The sequence below is a fragment of the Pirellulales bacterium genome (assembly GCA_033762255.1).
In the GTDB taxonomy this organism is placed as follows: domain Bacteria; phylum Planctomycetota; class Planctomycetia; order Pirellulales; family JALHPA01; genus JANRLT01.
Genome location: JANRLT010000025.1, coordinates 23,297 through 38,151, shown reverse-complemented (window position 1 = coordinate 38,151; position 14,855 = coordinate 23,297). Strand labels below are relative to the sequence as shown.

Here is a 14,855-nt window from a genome sequence, read left to right as displayed (position 1 = left end):
AATGGTTGACACTGCGGGCTAGTTTTTTTCCGTTTCCTCCCATCCGGTGACATACGGCAGTAGTTTGGTCATCGTCTTGGGGCCAATTCCCTTGATTCGACGGTCAAAGTCTGCTGGTCCGCGAAATCGCCCCCGCTCGGTTCGTTCGGTGACAATCGCCCGCGCGGTCTTGGGGCCAATCTCGGGCAATAGTGTTAACTCTGCCCAGTCCGCCTGATTCACATCCACCAGCAACCGCAAGGGACGGCTGGGCCGCTGGTCCAGGTCGACCACTCCCGCCGGTTGGGTTTGCCGCCAAACAGCCCAGACTGCCATTACTATTAGGCCCAGGCCAACGCATCCCGTTAAAAAGGCCTGCCCGACGGAAGAAAGCGTCAACAGTTCCACCAAGCTGGGGGCAGGGGGGCTGGTCGCGGCGGAAGGGGGTTTGTCATTGGGAACGCCAGCCATACAACTTGCCCTGTTTTGCCAAATTGAAAAATTCGTGATGATGGAATCATCCCCGGTCGTCATTCGCGGGCAATTCTTGGCCTTGGCGGGCGAATATCCCGCTGGGAATACAACCGGGGAAAATTGCCAGCTTACTCCAAATCAACAGGAAAATCCCCCCAGCTCGCGGGATTTTCCCCAGTGATAAAATGAAAATGACTGTTAAATTCCGCTTAGCTCAATTAAAACAAAAGATAAGGCGTTGCGGCAAATCTTTTGCAAATTTCCGGGATGTGGGCCATGCTTCGATATTATTTGGCGGGTGGGTTGGTTAGCGCGGCGGTTTTGGCGGGGGGGGTGATGGAGTATTATCGCCGCAATCCCTCCACGACAAACACGGGCACCCAGGCAAATTTGAACCCCGAACTCCCCTCGGATGTGGAAGCGGTCCAACCTAGTCATGATGACTTGCCGCAGGTGGAACCGCGAACCCAGAAAAAGACCAAGGCGCAATTGGAAGCGGAATTTGCCGCGTTTCGACAAAAGCCAGCCGCGCCAGAGAACCTGACCGTCGCCGCCAGTGCAGTCGATAAATCAAATAAGTCGCCGGTTTCTCCGGGGACGGCCAATTCCCCGGAAAAAGACCTGGTCAAAGCCGCCACCGTCGAGCAGCCAGCCGAACCAGCGCCCACCCATGAAGGAGTGGCCCCGCGAAATGACGCAATCAAGATTACCGCCTCACCCTTGGCCCAGTCCCCGGAATTAGCTAAAAGCGCCGCGACATCTCCAACGGCCCCACCAGCGACCACGGCGGAAAAAGAATCAACAGACAGTGATTCGCCGGACAATGAATCAACCGACAGTGATTCGCCGGACAATTCCACAAAAAATGAAGTGGTGGCCAATAAAAACAACGCTAATTTAGACAATAACAAGTCTCGCGAGCCTGCCCCCTCCCAGCCCACCTTGGCTGCGGATGTCACACCCGAGCAAGAACGCTTTACCGTACTGCGGCCGCTGCCGCCAGATCGGGTAGAATTGCGCTTTCCCGGGACGGCGATGGAATGGACGGCGTATCAAATTGGGACAAATTATAGCGGCCTGAACACGCCCGCGGGTCCACCGAACAATCCTGGTGTTTTGGGGGCCAACGCCAACAATCAAAATCCGCTTAATAATAATCCCGCAGCCACTCCCCCCGGGCCGCTTAATCGGAATGTGAATCCTAATGGAATAAGTCTGGATGCCGCCGGCCCTGTCAATCGGGGCGCGGGGACTACCGGGCCCCTTAATAATTTGCGGGATGCAAATAACGGCCTGGTCCGGGATAATCCGGCCACAGCGACGTTTTCCCAGTCAAACGGCGTAGTTTCGGACAATCCGCAACTGGCCGCGGACGCCAACAATACCGAGTCAATCAAGGCCGCCTCGCGCGATTCCGACACGCTGTTACGCGGGGCGCAATTGGCCTTTCAGCAAGCGACATTTCCCGAGGACCAAGCCCTCAGTGGCAAATTGGTTGCCATTGAGGATCTCTTGCGCGTGGCTGGCGATCGCGAGCGGCGGATCAAGCTGCTCAAGGGGTACTGGACCTTGGCCGCCGCCATGGCCGAATACCACTGGGCGACGGAAGAATTTTATCAATTACGGCATGCCGCGGATTTGGCCCAAAAAAACGCCGGTTTGACGGGGATGGACCCGACCCAGCAGCAGTACATGGCCGCGGCGATCAACGCGGCCCTGGCCCGGCGGCTAGAGACCAAGGCGAGCGCGATCTCGGCCCAGCATGAATTGGCGGTGCTCATGGGCATGGGCAACGGGCCGGGCGAACTTCCGTTAGCGGTGGATGTCCCCTTGGTGGGGACCTATCGCACGCGGATTGACGAGATTTTTTCTGATCGGCGGCCGCCAGCGCGGCTGCAATCGATTGCCAGCACGATCGATCTGAAGCGGGACACGATTAATTTTCGCGCGTTTGCCATAAAAATGAACTGGAACGCGTTTGACCAAATTTTAAAGGAATACCAGGATCGCAAAGGCGATGCGCAGTTTGTGGTGCTGGCCTATGAGCAATTGGTAAAACAGCGGCGGGCGTTTTTGGCAGCGGTGCGGGATTATAACGGGGACATTACCGATTACACGATGAATGTCATCGATACCCGCATCACGCCCGAGGACCTGGCCCAGCGGCTGGTGCGCACGCCCAATCGAGCCCAACTACGGGCGGCGTCAAACGCGGCGGCGGGTCTGGACCGGGTCAATTATAGCGCCCGCCAACCGACCTTGGCGGATGACTGGAGCGGCGGGGAGAGCGCCCCGGCGGAAAATCCCGTGCAGCGGACGACGTTTGTGGAGGGGAGCGGCAACGGCGCCAACCTGAAAAGCGTCCTCAAACAGAAATAGGTAATTACAAATTACAGATTTCAAATTACAGATTTGAGATTTGAGATTACGACTAAGGATAGCATTCCATCGAGTGCATTGAACATTAACATTCTGTATTCACTATTCTGCATTCATACTTCATCATTCATCATTCTGCATTTCCCCATGCCCCTTCCCCTGCACATCGGCCCGTTGATCGTTGATCCGCCGATCCTTCAGGCTCCGATGGCGGGCTTTACTAATTATGCCTTTCGCCAGATCGTGCGGCAGTTTGGCGGCGTCGGCCTGCAAGCGACCGAGATGATCGCCGCGCAGGGTTTTCTCTGGTTGGAAGCCCATGAAAACGAATATCCCGACCGCTTGTGGGGGATTCGCGATGAACCCCGCCCCCTGGCCGTGCAAATTTGGGATAACGACCCCGAAACCCTGGCCGCCGTCGGTCAAAAGCTGGCCCGCGAGTTTTTGGTCAGCGTGGTGGATATCAATTTTGGTTGCCCGGTCAAGCAAGTGACCGCCAAGGCGCACAGCGGATCGTATCTGCTGCGAGAACCGGACCGGATTGGCCGGATCGTTGAACGGGTCGTAGCCGCCTGCGCTCCGACCCCCGTCACCGCCAAAATCCGTCTGGGCTGCACGCGCGATAAGCTGGTCGGCTGCGAAGTGGCCCAAATTGTCGAACAGGCCGGCGCCGCCGCCCTGACGGTGCATGGGCGGGTGGCAGCGGACTTTTTTACCGGTTCCGCCGATTGGGACCGCATTGCTGAGATCAAGACCCACCTGCGGCGGATGCCGCTGATTGGCAATGGCGACTTGGCCACGCCCCAGGCCGTGGTGCGGGCCTTTGACGCTTATGGCGTGGACGGCGTGATGATCGCCCGCGCGGCCCTGGCCAAGCCCTGGCTGTACGCCCAGGCGGCGGCGGCCCTGCGGGGAGAACCAATCCCACCCGACCCCACGCCCGAAGAAGAACGGGCCCTCATTCGCTGGCACTATGAATTGGTGCGGGAACGCTTTGGCGACGAGCGGGGAACCATGCTGATGCGCAAATTCGCCACGTGCTACGCTCAGGGGCGGGCCGGGGCGAGGGAATTTCGCGGACGGATCTCCCGCGTGGAAACGGCGGAGGAATTCCTGGGCGTGCTAGAAGAATACTTTCCGCGGACGGAAGCTGGGGTGAAATTAATTAAGAATTAAAAATTAGAAATTAAGAATTAAATTCTTAATTTTTCATTCTTAATTGACTAAAACGCTCCGTTCTTGCCCGCGGCGGGGGGGACGCGGGGGCGAAAGTTCGGATTGACGATGTCCGGCGAACCATCCTTTAACCGGGGACGGCCGGGAATCAGTGTCGCCCCCGATTGCGGCTGGGTGGCCACGCTTTGCGATTGCGGGGTATAGCCCACGCTATCCAGGAATTTATCCAGGTTGACTTCACCAATACCAAACTTCTGGGCATCTTTTTTGATATCGCCCCAGGCTTTTACCAACTTGGGATCGGAACGATCATCGGGTTGCGTCCCCAGAATCAGGCTTGCCGTGTCACTGGTGATCTGACCGATGAAGTCTCCCTTTTCGTTGACGTCGGCCACCACCACGCCGCCGTTGGCGGAAATAATATCCCGCAGTTGGGCCCGGTCGCTGACGCCATCCTTGTCAAAGTCGATCAGTCCGGCGATCGCGAATTTTTGCTGTTTGCCGGGATACCACAACTGCGAATCGATAAAGTCCCCCGGCATGATCGGGTCAGAGACGCTATTTTCCAGGATGCGGGCCTTGGCAAATTTGGGGCCGATGACCTCGATCACCTCGATCGCCCCTTTCTTTTGGGCGGAGGCGGTGTCGTTGGTCTCATTGGAATAGACGCTAAAGCTGACACGGCGCTGCAAGTTATCATCAAAGCCGATATTGACGTACGCCTCGTGCGAGCGCTCGTCCACATACACGATCTTGCCATCGGTCAATGTCGGACGGGGATCGGCAATTTTTTCTATTTCTTTGCGCTGCTGTTTCACAATGTCCTGGTAAAATTTGTCTTTAGCGACAAGCTGCTTTTGTAAATTAGTAACCTTGTCATTAGCCGCCACAAGTTGCGCCTGCAGTTCATTGATCTGCGTGTTGGTGTCGGTTTTATATTTGTCCCATTCGGTACGGTTGGTTTTATATTCGGTCTCGTTGTCGGTATACTTCTTTTGCAACGTGGCAAAGTTGGCTTCCACTTCTTTTTTGGCGGCGTCCAGCTTGCCCACTTCTTCCTTATAGGTGGCGTCTTTCTTTAGATTGTCATCGTTGAGGCTGTTGATGGTTTCATCCTTGGCCTTGAGGGCCTTGTTTAATTCCGCGGCCAGCTTGCTGTAATCCGTGATGGTTTGCTGCACCTTCTTTTCCGAAAAAGCGCTGTAAGCCTTGAGCGCTTCACCCACCTTGGCCATGATGTCTTCGTGCTTGTCCTCGGCTTTGTGGCCCAGATATTCCACTAGTTCATTGCGCTCGCTGGTCTTTTTAGCGGCCAGGGATTCAGCCAACTCGGCTTTTTTGTTGGTCTCTTCCAGACTGACCTTGGTTTGCTTCCAATTGTCAAAGCCCAGGTACGTGGTGACGGCTAGCACAATTGTCAGCATGACAAAGATGATGAGCGCAATTTGCAAACCTTGATTTTCACGGGCAGCCATGACCGGTACCTCTTTTATTGCTGGGGATGCTTTATGTAACCCGCTCGCCCACCCAACCGCTGTGAGTCCACAACAGGTTTTGTTCCGGGGTGTGCCAGAGAATCAGTAGATACAAACAGGATAAGTCCGCCGCGGGGGTAAAGCATGACAGGGGCAATGAGCGGAAACATGTCCGCAAATTTTGTGCCCGCCGCCACCTTTCCCGCCTCGCAGAGATTCCTTTATCATAATTTGACGGCTAGAGGCGTGTCAAACAATTTGCCACACCCTCGGCGGGAAATCGGGCGTTTTTGTCATGGCGATGCAATTTCCAGCGGAATGTGGCGATTTGGCAACATGGCGGTGGCTTTTTGGACCGGCGGGAGAGGCCGCCCTGCTGCGGGCGGAAAATTTGGCGCAGGCGGGTGTTGAACCGCTCCGGCTGCTTTCCCAACTGCGAAAAGACCTGGCTCCTCCCCAGGCAAATTTAGTTCTAGAGCAAATGACGCTGCGGCAAACCGCCTTGCGCAAATTTCCCTGGGGGGACCAGCTTTTTTGGACCCGCCGGGCCTTGGAGCAAGCCAGCGACGCGGCCATTGCCGCCTATAAGGGGTATCGCGCGGCTGCCTTTTTTGCCGGCGGGGCGGAAACTTTGCACAACGCTATGGGGCCGGAATGGCAACCATTGCGCGGGGCGAGTTTACCCTTGCATGATCTTTGCTGTGGACTGGGGGGGGATGCCTGGGGATTCGCCCGGTATTTTTCGGTGACGGGGTACGAAGCGGATGAACTGACGGCCCTGATTGCCCGTGAAAACGCCGTCCGCTGGGTAGAACTGCTGCGCCGGGAGGAACCAACTTTGAATTTGTCACGGCTTGCCATCCTGCATCAGCCGGTGGAACGGATTTGCCTTGGCGAAATACAGAACTGGCATATTGACCCCGACCGTCGACCGGCAGGCTCCCGCACCACCGAGTGGCAATGGCACAGTCCGGATGGCGCCTTTTTGCAACAGTTGGTGGCGAACTCACCCACCGGCGTGATCAAGGGAGCCCCCGCCGCGCCGCGGATAGCCGAGTTAGCTGAGCCGCAAACGCGGGAATGGATCAGCACACGGCGGGAATGCCGGCAACAATTGGTCTGGCTGGGCGACTGGAGCTACGCCAGCGGTCACCATGTGGCAACGCGGATCGTGGCGGAGCGGGGAGAGGCGGGAGATGGGAGGCGAGAGGCGGGAGAAGAGAGGTGGGAGGCGGGAGAAGGGAGGCGAGAGACGCAGGCACTGGGATATGGGGAATCTGCTTTTCACCCTAATCAAGGCATGCGAACGAATTTCTTTGCCGATTCGTGGTGTCGGTATGCGGCGTATTCATTTGTGGGTGAACCGGGGTTGAGCGCGGCACCATCAGAGACCTGGGGGCCTTATTTATACGAGCCTGATCCGGCGATCTTGGCCGCGGACTTGGGCGGAGCGTTCGCGCGTCAATGGGATTGGGGACAAGTTGTGCCGGAAGTTGCCTACTACAGCGCAGCGACGTCTCGGCGTCATCCCCTTTGTAGTTGCTTTGGCGTGTTAGCGGTCCTACCCTGGAGAGCCGGTCCAGTGCGAGCCTGGCTAAAGGAAAATCGTCGATATGTGGCGGAAATCAAAAAACGGGGAGTTCCACTCCGCCCCGAGGATGTGCGTCAACAGCTGGCGGCGGGGAGCGCCGCGGGGGATCTGCAACCAGTGGTTCTGTTGCTGACTAGCCAGAATAACCGCGTTGTGGCCATCATTGCCGAGAGAATTACTTAGCCCGCCGCGTATCACAGGCACTGGCAATGGCACAACCCGTGGCGCAGCTTGCGCATCCGCCATGGCCAGCGGCGGCTTCCGTTCCGCAATCCGGCCCGCAGCCCGCGGCCAGTGTCTCGCCAAATTGGGTCAGTTGGGCGACCGTATCGTATTGCACCGCCAGCTTTTCCGTCAGGTCCGCCACGGATGCCGGGACATCCCCCAAAAAGTGAAAGTAAATCGCGCTCCCGTCAAAGAGCACCTCGACATCCATCAGTGTCGCATCGAGTTGTTCTTGCCGCAGCAGATTTTCGCATTCGGCGATGGCGGTCAGCTTCCGCCGTTCCAGCCGCGCGATCAACAACTCATCTTCGACGGTTACGCCGCGCAGGATCGACCCATCACTTCCATGCCCCGTGGCACTTTCGCCACTATGTGCTGTAAAGAGGTCCGGGGCGGGGGCCAGCACCTCGGCCACCTCTAAACCCCGCCGCGTGCGCGCAATGACCCGGCTGCCGCGTGGATAACTCACCGCGTCCACCGCGGTAAACCGGCCCACATGGCCCAGATTCCCCACGCGTAAATAATGAAACCTTGACATAGTTCCAATTTAGGTTGTCAAACCAGAAAAACCAAGCGTCAAATCGGTTTAATACAGGCCCACAGAGGGGGGGTAGCCGGTAACTGGCCCAAACCGCCCCGCCTGCCGTTGGTGGGTTCTCAGTCCGCGAGCAAAATTTTAAACAAGTTGCTGTAATGGTCGGTCCAGATGGGGATTTCCGGCCAATCGTAATCCACGACCACCTCAACCAATTGTCCGGTGCGCGGATCAACCTGCGCGCGGCGGCGCGGTACGGTTGGCACCGCCGCCAAGAGCGCCGCGTCATTGCTAATGATAAAATAGTGGCTCCGCTGCACATAATCCCGCCGCCGGGATTCGCGGTACACGCTGCGATAGTCCATATCCAACACTCCCCGCGCGGCGTTCTTTGCCACCGGATAAAGGTTGAGGTAGCTATTGGTAATATGCACCGCGAGGCAACCCGCGGGACGGCCATTGGCATCCTTTCGCAAATGCCGCCGATAAATCTCAAACGCCTCGCGCGTCAGCAAGTGGGCGGGTATGGAATCGCCGCTAAACGCATCGAGCACAATCAGGTCATAACCCTGGGGGGCCTCTCGTTCCATGGTGAGCCGCGCGTCTCCCAACCGCACCTCCAACGGCCGACCGGTTCGCTGGGCATAATCGCCGAGATACCAAAAATGTTCCCGCGCGATCCGTTCCACCAAGGGATTAATTTCGTACATGACGCATTCATCCGCCCCGCGCGACTCTCCATCCGGCAGTGTTTCCCCTCCCCGCGCATAGGCGGCCAACGAGCCAACCCCCAAGCCGATCACCGCAAATTTGATGGGTCGCCGCGGATTTGACCGCAACAGATGCGTTAGCGCCTGCCCCACGCCCGACTGGGGATCGTAGTACGTGAGCGGCTCGTTCCGCCGGTCGGGGGACATAAACTGCTGGCCATGCAGGATCGCGCCGCTTTTAAAACGGCGATTGTTATCGCGGGGAGAGCGGGCAATGCCCCCATTTTGCTCGGGGGATAATTCACCTAAAAAGAGATCCTCATAGACACCGACAGTCCCGTAAAAATTTCGCGCTTTAAAAAGGGTTTGCGTGGTCGTATGCGCGTTATTTGTGGAACCGCCGCCAAACCAGTTCCACGGATCCACGCCATACGCCAGCAAACCCCAACCGACACACGCGGCCAGGCCAAAACCGAGCGCCCCTTGCCAGCGGTTAGAATTATTTGCTGGCCGCCAATTGGCATATTCCCGCCAACAAACCAAAATGGCAATCCCCAAACAGATCGCCAGTCCGATCGGCCATTCGTAGTAATCATCAAAGAAATTTGTCGCCACAAAGCTGATAAACAACCCCCCGCACGCCCCTCCCGCGGAAATTAGCAGGTAAAATTTGGTCAAATCGCGGGGATTGGCGGGACGGAGGCGGACCAATTCTCCGTGACAAACCAGGCACATCAGAAACATCGTGGCAAAGATCAAACCGACCTGCGGCACATAGGTCAATTCCATATCCAAATGCCAGCCATCGGGCCGTTGCTTAAACCAGCCTTGCGCGGCGGAACTGACGCTTTCGTACACCACCGCTTGCCAGAGCCAATCCGCCAGCTTTTGATAAATGGCCAAGGTCATAATCGCCGCCGCGCACAACGGAGCCCACCACCCGCGGACATACCAGGCGGGATGGTCAAAGGCGATAATAAACGTCAACAAATACAGGGCCAGCGGCACGATCCACAAAAATGGCGTCGGCGCGACATTGTGGCTCACCTCATTGGCAGTGGCGATAAATACCAGCGACGCCACCGCGGGCAAAGCCAGCCAAGCGGCGGGCCGCCACCCAGGAGTGCGCGTTTCGTCCCTCGTGTCCGTCCCTTTCTCGGATTCAGGTCCCGCGAAATGATGGGCTTCGCCCGCGGTCCGCAGCTTTGCCACTTGCCAGGCGGTCCAGAGCCATAAGCCGACAAACACCCAAAACCCCACCATCCAAAATCTGCCCAATGTCGGCAGTTCCCAATACGGCTCAAACAAGAACGGAAACGACAACAACGCCAACAGGGACCCAAAGTTGGAAAGCGCAAACAGCCGATAGGGTGACTGCCCCGGATAGGCCCGGCTGAACCAAGTCTGAACCAGGGGGCCCGTGGTGGAAAGCAAAAAATAAGGCAAGCCCACGCTCAACGATAGCAGGCCTAGGATGCTGAGGGTGGGATTTTCTTCGCCCGTGGGCTTGAGCGAGTCCGGCGGCACCACCCACCAGGCCAACACGGCGGCCAAAAGCAATAATCCCCCTTGCGTCAAGAGTTGCTGCCGCGGGCTAAGATGCCGGGCGGCCAGATGTGCGTATAAATAACCCAAAAACAGCACGCACTGAAAGAACAGCATGGCCGTAGTCCAGACCGCCGGACTGCCGCCATACCAGGGAAGGATAAATTTGCTGATGAGCGGCTGAACCTGAAAGAGCAACAACGCACTAACAAAAATTGTAGCCGCCAACCACCAGACGAGCGTCCAGGCCGGGGGCTGCGTGTGTTTCGCAGGCAAACGAGAGGGGGACGGTGCCGTCTGTTTGTGAGCGGATTTTGGATGGCTAGGCGGAACCGTTTTTCTGTTTTCCTCAGTTTTTGACTCTGCCATGTCTCAACTATTTTGCGTGGAGGACTTAGAATGAAAAGTGTAGCCGCCATTATAAAGCGCATGGCGTGGAAGCGGACACTTTAGACGCCCTTGCCCTCACTTTGATAACAACTAACGGCGATTTTCATCAAATTTTCACATACAAATGCTGACTGGCGTTTTTATTTGCCCAGCTTGCCCGTCCAATCTTGCCTAACACGGAAACTTTAACTATGGCCCGCGGCCCCTGGATTATCGCCACTTTTGTCCTTTTGGGAATGATCGCCGGAACCGTCGGCGTGTGGTGGAACGGTTGGGTGGGTCGGCAAGCGATGAACTTTTGGGGGGGGGCCGCGGGTCGGATGATACGCATCGCCCCGCGGGTGGAAGTTTGGCGGCTGGAGCCCGTAAACGTGTCGGCGAGCGTGGCAAATGGGAATGCGGATGACAACCCGTCGGTAAATAATCTGCTCTCGGTTAATGACGCGGATTATCGCATCGTCCAGCGGCATGACCTGAGCACGGCTCCGGGGCTGGTGCATTTACGCAATGCGTTTTTAGTGGATGATCAGTTTGACTGGCAAAGCGACGCAACAAACAGGCCTGTCGCGCCGGAGTATGCGCTCAGCTTTGCTGATCATGACACGGCACTGATCGTGCTGGTTGATTTGCAAAATGCCTGGGCGGGACCACTGTTACCAGCGGACACGGCTGCCGTCAAGTTAACGCCGCGGGACGCCCCCGCAGGTGTTAATTCTGAAAATGCGGTACCTACAGCGCGGGGCAATGTGCGACAACGTGTGGCATTAGGCCCCTTGGGGGCGAGCTTTGTCAAATATTACCGCAAAGTCACCGGGAGCGGGGGGGCGGCAAATGGTGGAGACGTGAATCATAAAGCGGCCTCGCCCGCGGCGGCACCCACACCGCCTATGAAATGAACGGTATGGGGCAAACAGACCAGGGATCTTAGCACAAGTCTTGGCACAAAATCAAACATGGGGAGGAGGAAAATTTAAGGCTCACTCGCGTTGGGTTTTGCATCCGCTTCGTCCAGGCGTTCTTGCAGCACCTCTAAATGCCAAGCGGGCGGATTATCTCGTGTGGTTTCGGGAAGGCTATCCCAAATCAATTCAATAAGCTCCAGACGTTGGTCCGGGTTCAGTTGTTCGATACCGAATTGGGCTAGACTCAATTGCATGATTTCCTCGCGATGAAAAGCAACGAGTCATATTGCACCGACGATACCATCGTCGGCTTTGTTTACACGCCAATGCCGTTCGCCGTTTCATAAGCGCGGATGGCGGCCTCGTTTTGCAATGTCAGGCCGATATCGTCCAGCCCATGCAGCAGGCAATGCCGCCGAAATGGCTCCACCGTAAATGAAATCAGCAAGCCGTGATTGTCGGTCAGCGTCTGTTCCGCCAGATCGGCGGTTAACTCATACCCCGCGAATTTGGCCCCCCGCTGAAACAGATCCTCGACCTGATCCTCGGTCAGGCGAATGGGCAGAATGCCGTTCTTAAAACAGTTGTTATAAAAAATATCGGCAAAGCTGGGGGCAATCAACACGCGAAAGCCGTAATCCGCAAGCGCCCAGGGGGCATGTTCGCGACTAGAACCGCAGCCAAAATTGCGGCGGGTGAGAAGCACGCTGGCACCACGATACTGGGGGCGATTGAGTTCAAAGTCGGGATTATCAGTCCCGTCATCATGGAACCGCCAATCAAAAAACAGGTACTGGCCAAAGCCGGTCCGCTCGATCCGTTTAAGGAACTGCTTGGGGATGATCTGATCGGTGTCGACATTGGCCCGGTCCATCGGGGCAACCAAGCCGGTGTGTTTGGTGAAGGATTGCATGGGGGGCAGGGGGAGTGGGTAGTGAGGAGTGGGTAGTGAGGAGTTGGTGGTGGAGATGAGGGACGGGAGGGGGGAGATGGGAGACGGGAGAAATAAAAGTTAAAAACTAGACTTACGGTTGCTGCGTAAGCTCCCCAGGCAAAATGCTGGCCAGCCAGCTGGAATCAAGTGTCCCGCGGCGCACGTGGGACTGAGTGAATTCCTCTGCCACCGCCGGAAAGCCCAAATGCAACCAGCATTCCGCCCGCAGGTAATCCAGCACATTGACGTTCAGCTCGGCTTGGTGCGCGCGGAGGAATGTCAAAAGCTCCAGCCTCTGGCCTTGTTTGTGCAGTTCTTGAATCTGCGGCAATAACCGGTCGCTATCCGTCTCAGTCTCGGGAGGGTGGGGGGCCTGGTCGATCGTGTATAGATCGGCGGAGAGGCCGTTGGTGATTTCAATCTGCTCCTTAGTCAAACTTTCCCAGGGTCCATCCATTTGATCACGCAAATTCTCCGCCTCCTCACCATCTCCTTTACCGGTGCTAATCATACTGTGCAATTGCACAAGCAATTCAACATACTCCACAAAGCTTGGTGATGTTACGAACTGGGTATTATTCATGATAAAATCCCTTCTTCCTCATCGGCTAGTCGCCATTGTGGCCGAGTGATTGCAATTGACTGTTCATATTCAACTTGCGGCATGGAATGACTTGGTTAAACGATCCCGTGCTCTGCGGGTTTGTCCACTCGTAATCTTAAATTATTGCTAATTTCAGCATCGCTGAAATCACCGCTCCCCAGGCACCATACATACAAGTTGTTTTTTCCGCTCGCTGCTGAAAAAAGTCTTTTCAATCTCATAGGGACGCGATGCTGGGGTAAATTTTGTAAATCGGGACTTACCGACATACCTCCTGTAAGGGGATGGACCCAACCCGCGGTATCAGCTTCAATATCAGCATATTTGCCAAGAGTTATCACTCCTAAATGCTTTTTTGAACTGCCAACAGCAGGTTTTCCGCCATTTTCCAGCATAGAACGATACATCAACGGCATTCAAGTAGCCCTTTTTCAAATGTAACTTTTGCTATCTTCATTATCCCCCTCTTTACCCCCTATATTCCCACTCCCGGATATCCACAAAGTGCCCCCGCACCGCCGCCGCCGCGGCCATTGCCGGACTGACCAGGTGCGTCCGGCCCCCTTTGCCCTGCCGACCCTCAAAGTTGCGGTTGCTGGTTGACGCGCAGCGCTGACCCGGCGTCAAGATGTCCGGATTCATCCCCAGGCACATGCTGCACCCCGCCTCCCGCCAGTCAAAGCCCGCTTCCTTAAAGATCCGGTCCAGTCCCTCCGCTTCCGCCTGCTTTTTGACCGTACCACTGCCCGGCACCACCATCGCGCTCACCCGGTCGCTCACTTTATAACCCTTGATAATCGCCGCCGCGGCGCGCAAATCCTCGATCCGGCCATTGGTGCACGAACCAATAAACACCCGGTCCAGTTCGAGCGCTGTCATCGGCGTCCCCGCGCTCAGGCCCATGTACTCGAGCGCGCGGGCGGTGGTTTTGCGTTCGGTTTCGTCGGTAAAGTCCTGTGGGGCGGGGACTTTGGCCGTGACCGGGACGACCTGGCCCGGATTGGTCCCCCAGGTGATTTGGGGCGTAATATCCCCCCCCTGAAAAACCAGCGATTTGTCATAACCCGCCCCGGGATCGCTGGGCAGCGTGCGCCACTGCGCCACCGCCGCGTCAAAATCCGCGCCGCTGGGGGCAAATTGCCGTCCACGCACATAGGCAAACGTTTTTTCGTCCGGGGCGATCAGACCCGCGCGGGCTCCCGCCTCGATCGACATATTGCAGACGGTCATGCGCTCCTCCATGCCCAGGTTGCGGATAACATCGCCCGTGTATTCAATGACATAGCCGGTACCGCCGTCGGTGGTGATCTGGCCAATGAGATACAAAATGAGGTCCTTGGCCGTGACACCGGGAGCCAGTCGCCCATCCACGCGCAGTTCGAGCGTCTTGGGCAGGGACTGGAGCAGTGTTTGCGTTGCCAGCACATGCTCGACTTCGCTCGTGCCGATGCCAAAGGCCAACGCGCCAAACGCCCCGTGCGTGGCCGTGTGGCTATCGCCGCAGACAATTGTCATGCCAGGCTGGGTCAACCCCAGTTCCGGCCCAATGATATGCACAATTCCCTGCTGCGGATCATTCAGATCGTATAGCCGGATGCCAAATTCCCGGCAATTGTTGCGCAGAGTGTCGATTTGCTGTTTGGAAATGGGATCGGCGATCGGCAGCCGCCGGTCGGACGTGGGGACGTTATGGTCCGGCGTGGCGACCGTCCGTTCAGGACGACGGACGCGGCGACCCGCCAAACGCAGTCCTTCAAACGCCTGGGGGCTGGTCACCTCATGCACCAGATGCAAGTCGATGTACAAAATCGCCTGCTTCCCCGGTTCCGCCAGCACCACATGCCGGTCCCATATCTTTTGAAACATCGTGCGCGGCTGGGGGGGTGAAACATTGCTCATGGCGGCAAACCTGACAAAAAAAGTAAAGTAATGAGTG

General features: G+C 56.8%; 14 protein-coding genes. 5 read left to right on the top strand and 9 right to left on the bottom strand.

The window, feature by feature from the left end; genetic code table 11:
* Positions 1-18: 18 nt before the first annotated feature.
* A complete protein-coding gene (locus SFX18_07640; protein ID MDX1963009.1) occupies positions 19-450 on the bottom strand; it encodes a helix-hairpin-helix domain-containing protein in 432 nt (143 codons plus the stop codon).
* A 37-nt stretch (positions 451-487) separates the two neighbouring features.
* Between SFX18_07640 and SFX18_07635 the strand changes: the two genes are divergently transcribed.
* From SFX18_07635 to SFX18_07625, 3 genes are all read left to right on the top strand, one after another.
* Positions 488-634 (top strand): hypothetical protein, encoded by a 147-nt coding sequence (locus tag SFX18_07635; GenBank protein MDX1963008.1) that lies wholly within the window; start codon positions 488-490, stop codon positions 632-634.
* Positions 635-729: 95 nt separating this feature from the next.
* Positions 730-2,832: a hypothetical protein gene (locus SFX18_07630; GenBank protein MDX1963007.1), complete on the top strand. Its 2,103-nt coding sequence runs from the start codon at positions 730-732 to the stop codon at positions 2,830-2,832.
* A gap of 147 nt (positions 2,833-2,979) precedes the next feature.
* Positions 2,980-4,008 (top strand): tRNA-dihydrouridine synthase, encoded by a 1,029-nt coding sequence (locus SFX18_07625; protein ID MDX1963006.1) that lies wholly within the window; start codon positions 2,980-2,982, stop codon positions 4,006-4,008.
* A gap of 47 nt (positions 4,009-4,055) precedes the next feature.
* On the opposite strand, the gene SFX18_07620 is transcribed toward SFX18_07625, so the two are convergent.
* Positions 4,056-5,483 carry a hypothetical protein gene (locus SFX18_07620; GenBank protein ID MDX1963005.1) on the bottom strand — a complete coding sequence of 476 codons (1,428 nt, stop codon included), beginning with the start codon at positions 5,481-5,483 and terminating at the stop codon, positions 4,056-4,058.
* 295 nt (positions 5,484-5,778) lie between these two features.
* Between SFX18_07620 and SFX18_07615 the strand changes: the two genes are divergently transcribed.
* Positions 5,779-7,257 (top strand): hypothetical protein, encoded by a 1,479-nt coding sequence (locus SFX18_07615; GenBank protein ID MDX1963004.1) that lies wholly within the window; start codon positions 5,779-5,781, stop codon positions 7,255-7,257.
* Here SFX18_07615 and SFX18_07610 read toward each other — a convergent pair.
* On the bottom strand, positions 7,250-7,837 hold the full coding sequence (locus SFX18_07610) for a PSP1 C-terminal domain-containing protein (GenBank protein MDX1963003.1): 588 nt from the start codon (positions 7,835-7,837) through the stop codon (positions 7,250-7,252). The two genes, SFX18_07615 and SFX18_07610, sit on opposite strands and share 8 nt — an antisense overlap.
* A gap of 119 nt (positions 7,838-7,956) precedes the next feature.
* Positions 7,957-10,365, bottom strand: a complete 2,409-nt coding sequence (locus SFX18_07605) for a fused MFS/spermidine synthase (GenBank protein ID MDX1963002.1) — start codon at positions 10,363-10,365, stop codon at positions 7,957-7,959.
* A 305-nt stretch (positions 10,366-10,670) separates the two neighbouring features.
* Between SFX18_07605 and SFX18_07600 the strand changes: the two genes are divergently transcribed.
* On the top strand, positions 10,671-11,375 hold the full coding sequence (locus SFX18_07600) for a hypothetical protein (protein ID MDX1963001.1): 705 nt from the start codon (positions 10,671-10,673) through the stop codon (positions 11,373-11,375).
* Positions 11,376-11,449: 74 nt separating this feature from the next.
* Here the strand turns inward: SFX18_07600 and SFX18_07595 are convergent, their stop codons facing one another.
* The 5 genes from SFX18_07595 to leuC all read right to left on the bottom strand — a co-directional run bounded on the left by SFX18_07595 (position 11,450) and on the right by leuC (position 14,818).
* Positions 11,450-11,635 (bottom strand): addiction module protein, encoded by a 186-nt coding sequence (locus SFX18_07595; protein MDX1963000.1) that lies wholly within the window; start codon positions 11,633-11,635, stop codon positions 11,450-11,452.
* Between the two features lie 62 nt (positions 11,636-11,697).
* On the bottom strand, positions 11,698-12,294 hold the full coding sequence (gene leuD / locus SFX18_07590; protein ID MDX1962999.1) for a 3-isopropylmalate dehydratase small subunit: 597 nt from the start codon (positions 12,292-12,294) through the stop codon (positions 11,698-11,700).
* A 112-nt stretch (positions 12,295-12,406) separates the two neighbouring features.
* The gene (locus SFX18_07585) at positions 12,407-12,898 is read right to left on the bottom strand and encodes a hypothetical protein (GenBank protein MDX1962998.1); all 492 of its coding nucleotides are present in this window, start codon (positions 12,896-12,898) and stop codon (positions 12,407-12,409) included.
* A gap of 95 nt (positions 12,899-12,993) precedes the next feature.
* Complete coding sequence (locus tag SFX18_07580) at positions 12,994-13,335, bottom strand: hypothetical protein (protein ID MDX1962997.1); 342 nt, start codon at positions 13,333-13,335, stop codon at positions 12,994-12,996.
* Positions 13,336-13,387: 52 nt separating this feature from the next.
* The gene (leuC, locus tag SFX18_07575; protein MDX1962996.1) at positions 13,388-14,818 is read right to left on the bottom strand and encodes a 3-isopropylmalate dehydratase large subunit; all 1,431 of its coding nucleotides are present in this window, start codon (positions 14,816-14,818) and stop codon (positions 13,388-13,390) included.
* Positions 14,819-14,855: the final 37 nt, after the last annotated feature.